Origin of the sequence: uncultured Aureimonas sp., from assembly GCF_913775355.1 — a bacterium.
In the GTDB taxonomy this organism is placed as follows: Bacteria; Pseudomonadota; Alphaproteobacteria; order Rhizobiales; family Rhizobiaceae; genus Aureimonas.
Window position 1 is genome coordinate 1 of record NZ_CAJYIU010000213.1, and the last position, 8,993, is coordinate 8,993.

At 68.4% G+C, this 8,993-nt stretch carries 8 protein-coding genes; 1 reads left to right on the forward strand and 7 read right to left on the reverse strand.

Annotated elements, in window-relative coordinates:
• Positions 1 to 39: 39 nt before the first annotated feature.
• Complete coding sequence (locus tag QZ753_RS13135; protein ID WP_294644233.1) at positions 40 to 1,563, reverse strand: bifunctional diguanylate cyclase/phosphodiesterase; 1,524 nt, start codon at positions 1,561 to 1,563, stop codon at positions 40 to 42.
• Positions 1,564 to 1,772: 209 nt separating this feature from the next.
• Between QZ753_RS13135 and QZ753_RS13140 the strand changes: the two genes are divergently transcribed.
• On the forward strand, positions 1,773 to 2,198 hold the full coding sequence (locus tag QZ753_RS13140) for a hypothetical protein (protein ID WP_294644234.1): 426 nt from the start codon (positions 1,773 to 1,775) through the stop codon (positions 2,196 to 2,198).
• Positions 2,199 to 2,259: 61 nt separating this feature from the next.
• Here the strand turns inward: QZ753_RS13140 and QZ753_RS13145 are convergent, their stop codons facing one another.
• The 6 genes from QZ753_RS13145 to QZ753_RS13170 form a co-directional block, all read right to left on the reverse strand.
• Positions 2,260 to 3,012 (reverse strand): SIMPL domain-containing protein, encoded by a 753-nt coding sequence (locus tag QZ753_RS13145; RefSeq protein WP_294644235.1) that lies wholly within the window; start codon positions 3,010 to 3,012, stop codon positions 2,260 to 2,262.
• Positions 3,013 to 3,092: 80 nt separating this feature from the next.
• Positions 3,093 to 3,596 carry a CYTH domain-containing protein gene (locus QZ753_RS13150; RefSeq protein WP_294644236.1) on the reverse strand — a complete coding sequence of 168 codons (504 nt, stop codon included), beginning with the start codon at positions 3,594 to 3,596 and terminating at the stop codon, positions 3,093 to 3,095.
• Between the two features lie 128 nt (positions 3,597 to 3,724).
• Positions 3,725 to 5,152, reverse strand: coding sequence for an aldehyde dehydrogenase family protein (locus tag QZ753_RS13155; RefSeq protein WP_294644237.1), 1,428 nt, complete (start codon positions 5,150 to 5,152; stop codon positions 3,725 to 3,727).
• A 140-nt stretch (positions 5,153 to 5,292) separates the two neighbouring features.
• The gene (locus QZ753_RS13160; RefSeq protein ID WP_294644238.1) at positions 5,293 to 6,285 is read right to left on the reverse strand and encodes an ABC transporter permease; all 993 of its coding nucleotides are present in this window, start codon (positions 6,283 to 6,285) and stop codon (positions 5,293 to 5,295) included.
• A 47-nt stretch (positions 6,286 to 6,332) separates the two neighbouring features.
• On the reverse strand, positions 6,333 to 7,823 hold the full coding sequence (locus QZ753_RS13165; RefSeq protein WP_294644239.1) for a sugar ABC transporter ATP-binding protein: 1,491 nt from the start codon (positions 7,821 to 7,823) through the stop codon (positions 6,333 to 6,335).
• Positions 7,824 to 7,887: 64 nt separating this feature from the next.
• Entirely contained in the window at positions 7,888 to 8,835 is a 948-nt protein-coding gene (locus tag QZ753_RS13170) for a substrate-binding domain-containing protein (RefSeq protein ID WP_294644240.1), read from the reverse strand.
• Between the last annotated feature and the right edge of the window lie 158 nt (positions 8,836 to 8,993).

Below are 8,993 nucleotides of genomic sequence, written 5' to 3' on the forward strand. Positions count from 1 at the left end.
ACGGGGCCGGGTCGATCGGTATCATAACAACTCCAGGTTTCAGGCGCACTGCCTGAGATTGTGGTCGAGGAAGCGTAGGAGGTCCGCCTTCGGCATCGGCCGCGCGAGGTGGTAGCCCTGGAACAGGGTGCAGCCGGCGGCCCGCGCCAGCAGCATCTGTCGCTCGGTCTCGATCCCCTCGGCGACGACCGACAGACGCATCGAATTGGCAAGGCTCGCCAGCGCCGAGACGAAGACGTTGTCGGTCTCGCTGTCGCCGAGACGCGAGATGTAGCTGCGGTCGATCTTGATGCAGTCGACCGGCAGGTGGCGGAGATAGTCGAAGCCGCTGAAGCCCGTGCCGAAATCGTCGAGCGCGATGCGGATGCCCATGTCGCGCAGGGCCTGCAGGCGGCGGCAGATGTCGGGCGTCGTCTGGATCGCCGCCGACTCGGTGAGTTCGAGGGTCAGGCGGCTCGGCGCGTGGCCGGTCTCGGCGAGCACCCGCGCCACCATGTCGACCACATCGTCGCGCTTCAGCTGGTTGGCCGACACGTTGACGGAAATCCGCCCCTCGGGGAGATCGCGGGCATCGGTCAGCGCCCGGCGCAGCACCCATTCGCCGAGCTGGTCGATCAGCGCCGTGCTTTCCGCGATCGGGATGAAGCGGGCCGGCGAGATGTTGCCGCGCGACGGGCTTTGCCAGCGCAGGAGGGCTTCCACCCCGACGAGCTTTCCGTCGAGGCCGCTGATCGGCTGGTAGTGGACGTCGAGTTCGTTGAGGAGGATCGCCGCCCGCAACTCGCGCTCGATCAGGCGGCGATGCTTCAGCTCGGCCAGCATGTCGGCGTCGAAGACGGCGGTCTTGTTGCGTCCGGCGCTCTTGGCGGCATAGAGCGCGACGTCGGCGAACTGCATGGCCTCCGACAGGTAGACCGTGCGCTCGGGCACCATGACGACCCCGAGGCTCGCCGACAGCGACAGGCGCCGCCCGCCCGCCATGACGGGCGTGTTGAGAGTCTGGCCGAACCACTCGCCGAAGGCCAGAGCCTCCGCCTCGTCGGCGCAGGGCAGCACGAAGGCGAACTCGTCGCCGCCGAGGCGCCCGGCGGTCACGCGCGGCACGAGGCGCTTCAGCGTCGTTGCGATGTGGGAGAGCGCGAAATCGCCGGCGCGGTGCCCGAAGCTGTCGTTCAGGACCTTGAGGTTGTCCATGTCGAGCGCGAAGAAGGCAAGCGACGTGCCGCCGTCGCGGCTCTTCATGGCTTCGCCGGCCGCCTCGAGGAAGGCGCGCCGGGTCAGAAGGCCGGTGATCTCGTCGATCACGTGGCGCTCGACGAGCGCCTCCTGCTCGCCGCGCACGCGGGCGAGTTCCTGGTGCGTGCGAGCGAGATCGCGCCGCAGATGCCCGAGGACGAGAAAGGTCGCGATGCAGCCGGCGAAGGACAGCGGCGCGATCCAGGGGGCTGTGAAGGCGAGGATCGCGGTAACGAAAAGCCACGCGGAGGCCAAGGCGGCATGGCGTGCGCCAAGCTCCCGCATGACGTTGGCCTGCTCATTCCAGAACGACGTGATCTTCTGCATATCGTCCGCACCTGCAACTCCAGAATACGCTACGGTGGGTCTGTGAACGCTTTGCGTCCGGCAATGGTGCGGCGCGGCAAGAACCCGCGGTTTTCTTCTCATGCTGAACGAGGGATGAACGAGGCGGACGGCGGCAATTCAGGAAGGTTGGCTTATCTCAGACGTCACGACGCGCGTTCGGCGCGCCTTGTTCGACAGGAGATCCATCCATGCTGTCCAGCCTGATCCGTTCCACCCTCGTCGCCGCGACGCTCCTTGGCTCGTTCGGTGCGGCCGGTGTCGCCAGCGCCGCGCCGCGCGATGCGGCCGGCGTGACCCTCGTTGACTACCGCAGCGAGCGGCATGACCGTTGGGAGCAGCGCGGCCCGCGCCATGGCGAGCGCTGGGGCGACCGGGGCGAGCGCTGGGGCGACCGGGGTCCGCATCGGGGAGAGCGCTGGGGTGACCGGGGTCCGCGCCGGGGCGAGTGCTCGCCGCGTCTTGCCCTGCGCAAGGCGCGCGACATGGGCCTGCGCGGTGCCGACGTGGTGCGGGTGAGCCACCGCGGCGTCGTGGTGGCGGGCTTCAAGCGCGGCTATCCCACCTCGCTGCGCTTCGCGCAGGACCGCGGCTGCCCGGTGATCGGCTACCGCTGAGCTTCCGAAGCTTTTGAATGACGAAGGGGCGGTCCTTGCGGGCCGCCCCTTTTCGTGGGTGTCAGGGCTGAAGTTCGTAGACGATCCGGACCTGCGCGGAGATCGTGTTCTCGCCGGCCTCGACCGGAACCTTGGCGGCGCTGCTCGCCATCATCCGCATCTCGCCCATCGGCATCGGCGGGGGGACGGGCACGAAGCCGCCGGCCGTGTCCTCGATCGTGACCACGCGGCCGAGTTTCAGGCCCGCGGCCTCGGCCAGCACGGTCGCGCTGGCGCTAGCGCGGGCGACGGCATCGCGGCGCGCGGCATCGCGCAGGGCCGCATCGTCCTCGATCTGGAAGGAGATCGAGCCGCCTTCGTTGACGCCGAGCTGCACCGCGCGATCGAGGAGTTCGCCGAGCTTGGGGATGTCGCGGACCTTGACCGACAGCGTGTTGCGAACTTCGTATCCGGTGAGCACTGGGGGCGCCTGCGTGCCGTCGGAGCGGTTGTCGTAGCGGTATTGCGGCGAGATCTGGAAGCCCGAGGTCTGGAGGTCGCGGGCCTCGACGCCGAACGAGGGCATCGCGGCGCGCACAGCCTCCATCGCGGTGTTGACCTGCCCCAGCGCATCCGCGGCCGTTGCGGCCGAGCGCATGACGGTGAACTGCGTGACCGCGAGGTCGGGCGCGCCTCTGGCCAAGCCTTCGCCGGAGACGCTGACGCGTGCGGGCGGCGGGGCCGGGGGCTGCGGCGCATCCTGCGCCAGGACGGGCGAGGCGAAGGCGAGGGCGGCGCCCAGCGCGAGGGGAGCGAACAGGCGGACTGCGGACAAGGCCGATTCTCCGATGGATGTCTGACGCTCGTCTTGTGGAGAACGAATGCGGCGAAAGGCCAGCCGGGACGGCTCGCCGGTCAGGCCTCGGCCATCCATTCCCGAAGCTCCGTCCGGCCGTCGTTGGCGGCGAAGGCGTTGAGGAGCGCGGTGTGGCGGTAAAGCGGATTGCCGGTCACCTCACGGCCCGCCCAGTCGGGCACCGCGAAGCGCTCGTCGGGATGATGGAGTTCGACCTCGGCCCAGACGAGGCCGGCCAAGGCGCCACGGAAGACGTCGACCTCCCAGAGGTGTCCCTCGTGGGGAACCTCGAACCGGTCCTTCTCGATGATCTGTCCGGTGCAGACTCCGCCGAGCATCTCCTCCGCGTCGACGACCGGGATCTCGTACTCGAACTCGCTGCGGCAGATGCCCGAGCGCGCGCCCTTCACCGTCAGCCACGCCGTCTCGCCGTCGCGGCGCACGCGGACCTTGCCGTTGGAACCCTGGCTGACCAGTCCGTCCCGGAGGGTCCTGACGCGCGCCGCGCGCTCGCGCCAGGCATTGCCGATCACAAGAAACTTGCGCTCGATTTCGACGGCCATGAAGCCTCTTCACCCCATGCGCGACGCCCCTCGGCGCCCCGCAGATTCCGATCGGCGGCTCCCTTGTCACCAAACGGGGCGGAAAGCAATTGTCCGCGTTATCGACCGGGGCCGCCCGACCCGAAGGTTCAGGCGCCCCAGCCGACGACCCCCTTGATCTCCAGGAACTCGTCCAGCCCGAACTCGGCATATTCGCGTCCGTTCCCGGACTGCTTGTATCCGCCGAACGGCGCGCCCGCGTCCCAGGCGGGGTAGTTGATGTAGACGTTGCCCGTGCGCATGCGCCGCGCGAAGGCGCGAGCGCGCGCCGGGTCGGCGGACTGGACGTAGGATGCGAGCCCGTAGACCGTATCGTTGGCAAGCTCGGCCGCGTCGTCCTCGCTCTCGTAGCAGAGGATCGACAGGACCGGCCCGAAGATTTCCTCGCGGGCGATGGTCATGTCGGGGGTAACGCCCGCGAAGACGGTCGGGCGCACGAAATAGCCGCGGTTGAGACCATCGGGCCGGCCGGGACCGCCGGCGACGAGCCGCGCGCCCTCCCGGATGCCGGTCTCGATCAGCGCCTGGATCTTGTCGTACTGGACCTGGCTGACGACCGGGCCGAGCTGCGTCGACGCGGCATCGGCGGGGCCGACCTTGAAGGCGTCGGCGGCGCGCGCGGCGATCACGGCCGCCTCGTCGTGGCGATCGGCCGGCACGAACATGCGTGTCGGCGCGTTGCAGCTCTGGCCGGAATTGCCGAAGCAGCCCTGCACGCCCTTCGTGACGGCGGTCTCCAGATCGACGTCCGGCAGGAGGACGTTGGCCGACTTGCCGCCGAGCTCCTGATGGACGCGCTTGATCGTGTCGGCGGCGCCCTTGGCCACGAGAATGCCGGCCCGCGTCGAGCCCGTGAAGGACATCATGTCGATGCCGGGATGATGAGACATCGCCTCACCGACCCCAGGCCCGTCGCCGTTGACGAGGTTGAAGACGCCTTTCGGCAGTCCCGCCTCGTCGCAGATCTCGGCAAAGAGGAGGCCGCTCATCGGCGCGATCTCGGAGGGCTTCAGCACCATGGTGCAGCCGGCGGCGAGCGCGGGCGCGACCTTGCACATGATCTGGTTCATCGGCCAGTTCCACGGCGTGATCATGCCAACGACGCCAATCGGCTCGCGCGCGATCAGCGTCGTGCCGCGCATCTCCTCAAAAACGTAGGTCTCCAGCGTCTCGATCATCCTGGCGAGATGAGCCGTGCCGATCCCGGCCTGACTGCCGAGCGCGAAGGGGAGGGGTGCGCCCATCTCGCGGCTGATCGCCTCGGCCATCTCCGGCAGGCGCGCCTTGTAGACCTCGAGAAGGCGGCGCATCAGCGCGAGGCGTTCCGCGCGGCTGGTTTGCGAATAGGACCGGAACGCGCGGCGGGCGGCCGCCACCGCACGGTCGACATCGGCGGACCCGCCGAGCGCGATCTCGGCGAAGGCTTCCTCGGTCGAGGGGTCGATCACCGGGAGGCGGACGTCGGACGCAGGCGCAACCCAGGCGCCGTCGATGTAGAACTGCAGGGCGTGGTTCATGTCGGTCCCTCCCGAACGCGCGTCGGTCCAGATGTAGAACCCGGCGGGCTTCACGGTCCAGCCGGCAGCGGGAAGGGCGCGCGAAAATCCCCGCCCGGGCGTCGGCCCGGACGGGGATGGGAGAGGTCTTCGGCGGCCGGTCAGCGGCGATGGCGGCGGGCGAGGTCCACGAGGATCGCGATGAGGACGACGAGACCGACGATCACCCGCTGCCAGAAGCCGGAGACGTTGAGGAGCACGGTGCCGTTGGCGAGCATGGCGAGAAGCAGGGCGCCGAGCGCGGTGCCGACGATCGTGCCCTGGCCGCCGCGAAGCGACGTGCCGCCGATGATGGCTGCCGTGACCGCCTGCAGCATCCAGCCCTCGCCGACCGATGGCTGACCGGCATCCATGCGGCTCGCGTAGAGCATGCCGGCCATGGCGGCGAACATGCCGGCGAGGCCGTAGACCAGAAGCTCGACGCGGCGGATGCGGATGCCGACGAGGACGGCGGCGTCGCGGTTGCCGCCGATGGCGAAGATGTTGCGGCCGAACTTGGTGTTGCGCAGGACCCAGATCAGGATCGCCGCCGAGACGAGGAAGAACCAGACCGGCACCGGCAGGCCGAGGATCTCGCCCTGGCCGAAGACGCGGAAGCCCGCGCCGAGCGGGCGGATCGGGTAGCCTTCCGTGATGACGAGCGTCATGCCGGCGAAGATCTCGCCTGACGCCAGCGTCACGATGAAGGGGTTGAGCTTGAGGTAGGCTATGAAGAAGCCGTTGACGAGGCCGAGGCAGAGCCCGAACAGGCAGGCCAGCGGGATCACCAGCCAGGGATGCACCCCGGCGGAGGTGAGGAGCAGCGAGCCGACGATCGCCGAAAGGCCCGCCGCCGCACCCACCGACAGGTCGATGCCGCCCAGAAGCAGCACCAGCGTCTGTCCGAGCGCCACGAGGCCGACGAAGGCGGCGGCGCGCGCCACGACCGTCAGGTTGTAGGCCGACAGGAAGTTCGGCGCGGCGATCGACAGGATGATCGCGAACAGCCCGAGCGCGATGAGGATGCCGCTCGCCTCCCAGCCCTTGAAGCGGGACCAGAGGGACGGGGCGGCGGTGCGGGCCCGCGCGGGAGACCCAAGAGCGGTGTTGGTCATGGCTCGGGGTGCCTTTCGGTCGGGAAGGATGGGGCGCGGCGGGCGCGTCAGCTCATGGCGAGGCGCAGGAGGGACTCCTGCGTCATGTCCTCGGTACGCGGGGTGCCTTTGACGCGGCCCTCGTGCATCACGAGGATGCGGTCGGAGACGTTCAGCACCTCCTCCAGCTCGGAGGAGATGTAGACGATCGAGAGGCCGGCGGCCGTCAGGCTGTCGAGGACGCCCTGGATCTCGGATTTCGCCGCGACGTCGATGCCGCGCGTCGGCTCGTCGAGGATGAGGATCTTCGCGTTCTTGGCGAGCCAGCGGCCGAGGATGACCTTCTGCTGGTTGCCGCCCGACAGCGAGGTGATCGGGTCGGAGGCCGAGCCGATCTTGATGCGCAGGCGGTCGACATAGTCGTCGACCGTGCGGGCCATGCCCCGGAAGTCCATCCAGGCGGGTCCGCGGAAGCGGTCGAGGGTCGCGATCGTCAGGTTCTCGGCGATGGAGAGAAGCGGAAAGATGCCTTCCTGCTTGCGCTCTTCCGGCAGGTAGACAAGGCCGCGTTGAATAGCGTCGGCCGGGTCCGTCACCGGCCGCGCGTCGCCGAAGAGTTCGACCGTGCCGGACTTCGGCTTGGTCAGGCCGAAGATGCACTTGGCGACCTCGGTGCGCCCCGCGCCGACGAGGCCGGAGACGCCGAGCACCTCGCCCTCGTGGAGTTCGAACGACACGTCCTCGAACTCGCCGGGGCGCGAGAGGCCCGTGACGCGCAAGACGACGGGGCGATCCTCCAGCCGGCGCGGCGTGTGGGTCGAGAGCGCGACCTCGCGGCCCGCCATCAGGGCGACCATCTCGTGCTTCGACGTGCGCTTCGGGTCGAGCTCGCCGACATAGGCGCCGTCGCGCAGCACCAAGATGCGGTCGGAGAGGTCGAGGATCTCGTCGAGGCGATGGGAGATGTAGAAGGCCGAGCCGCCGCTCTCGCGGAAGCGCCGGATGAAGGCGTAGAGCTTCTCGGTCTCGCGCGTGGTGAGTGCGGCGGTCGGCTCGTCGAAGATCAGGATGCGGGCCTTGGTCGCGACGGCGCGGGCGATCTGCACGAGTTGCTGCTGCGCCTTCGAGAGGTCGCCGGCCTTGGCTTCCGGCGCGATCGTGTCGTCGACGGCGTGGAGATGGGTGAGGGCTTCCTGGCGCGTCGCCTTCCAGTCGATGGCGGGGCCGCGCGTGACCTCGGCGCCGAGCATGATGTTCTCGGCGACGGTGAGGGCGGGGACGAGGTTGATCTCCTGCGGCGCGATGGCGATGCCCGCCCCTTGCGCCTCGCCGGGCGAATGGAAATGCACCTCGGTGCCGCCGACGAGAAGCTGGCCGGCGGTCGGGCGCAGGCGCCCGCAGAAGATGTTCATCAGGGTCGATTTGCCGGCGCCGTTCTCGCCGATGATGGCGTGGACCTCGCCGGGGCGGATCGAGACCGAGACGCCTTTCAGAGCGTGGACCACGCCGAAGCTCTTCGACACGTTTCTCGCCTCGAAGGCGGTGGCGATCGCGTCCATGACGGCCTCTTCCCCAAGTCGAACGAGAGACGACAGGGGCCGGCGAACCGGCCCCCGAAGCAGCTTAGAGCTGATCCTTGGTGATGAGGCGCGAGCCCGTGTTGTGGTCCATCGGGATCGTGTGGTTCTGGTTCATCGCCACCATGTACTTCACGGCCCAGTAGCCGATGTCCCACTGGCGCTGGGCCTTGAGGGCGGTGATGACGCCTTCCTTCACGAAGTCGACGGCCTCGGGCAGGTCGTCCATGCCGACGACCGCGACCGTGCCCGCCTTGCCGGCGTTCTGCACGGCGCGAGCGATGCCGATCGGGTTCGAGGCATTGCAGCCGAAGAAGCCCTTGATGTTCGGATGCGCCTGGAGCGCGTTCTCGGTGAGCGAGACGGCTTCCTCCAGTACGTCGTTGTCGGGCTGCTCGAACACGATCTTGACGTTCGGATAGGCTTCGAGCGCCTTCTTGAAGCCCTTGATGCGCTCGACGTGGTCGGTGGCCGTCAGCGAGCCGGACAGGATGCCGACCTCGCCCTCGCCGCCGATGTGGTCGGCCAGATACTTGCCAAGGTCGAAGCCGTCGCCGTAGCTGTCCTTTTGCCCGACGAAGGCGAAGTCGGGCGAGCAGAACGAGTTGAAGGTGATCGTGTTGACGCCGGCTTCCTTGGCTTCGTTCAAAAGCTGGACGTTCGTCGCCTGATCGAGGCAGGCGACGGCGAGACCGTCGGGCTTGCGACCGATATTGGCCTCGATGCGCTGGTTCTGGTCGGCGACGTCAGCCTGCGGCGGCTGGTCCCAGATCATGTTGATCTTGATGCCTTCCTTGGCGAATTCGTCCACCGCGAACTGGCCGCCCTGGCGCACCACGTCGTACCACGGGTGGATGACCTTCGGGATGAAGACGAAGGTCAGCTCCTTGTCGATCGGCTTGATAAGGTCGGCCTGCCCTTCGGCGAGCGCCGGCAGGGCTGTGCCCATCAGCACAGAGCCGAGAACGAGGGTGGACCAGAATCCCTTGCGCATATCGTCTTCCTCCCGAAAGGGGCGCCTCCCGCCCCGGATCCAAGCGGCGTGGCGCCGCGTGGCAAGCCGTCTTCCCCGGCTCACCTGTCCCCAACGGTCTCTCGCACTTTCTGTCATGCGTCAATACATTTGATCAGAGAAACTTCGGTCCATGTGAA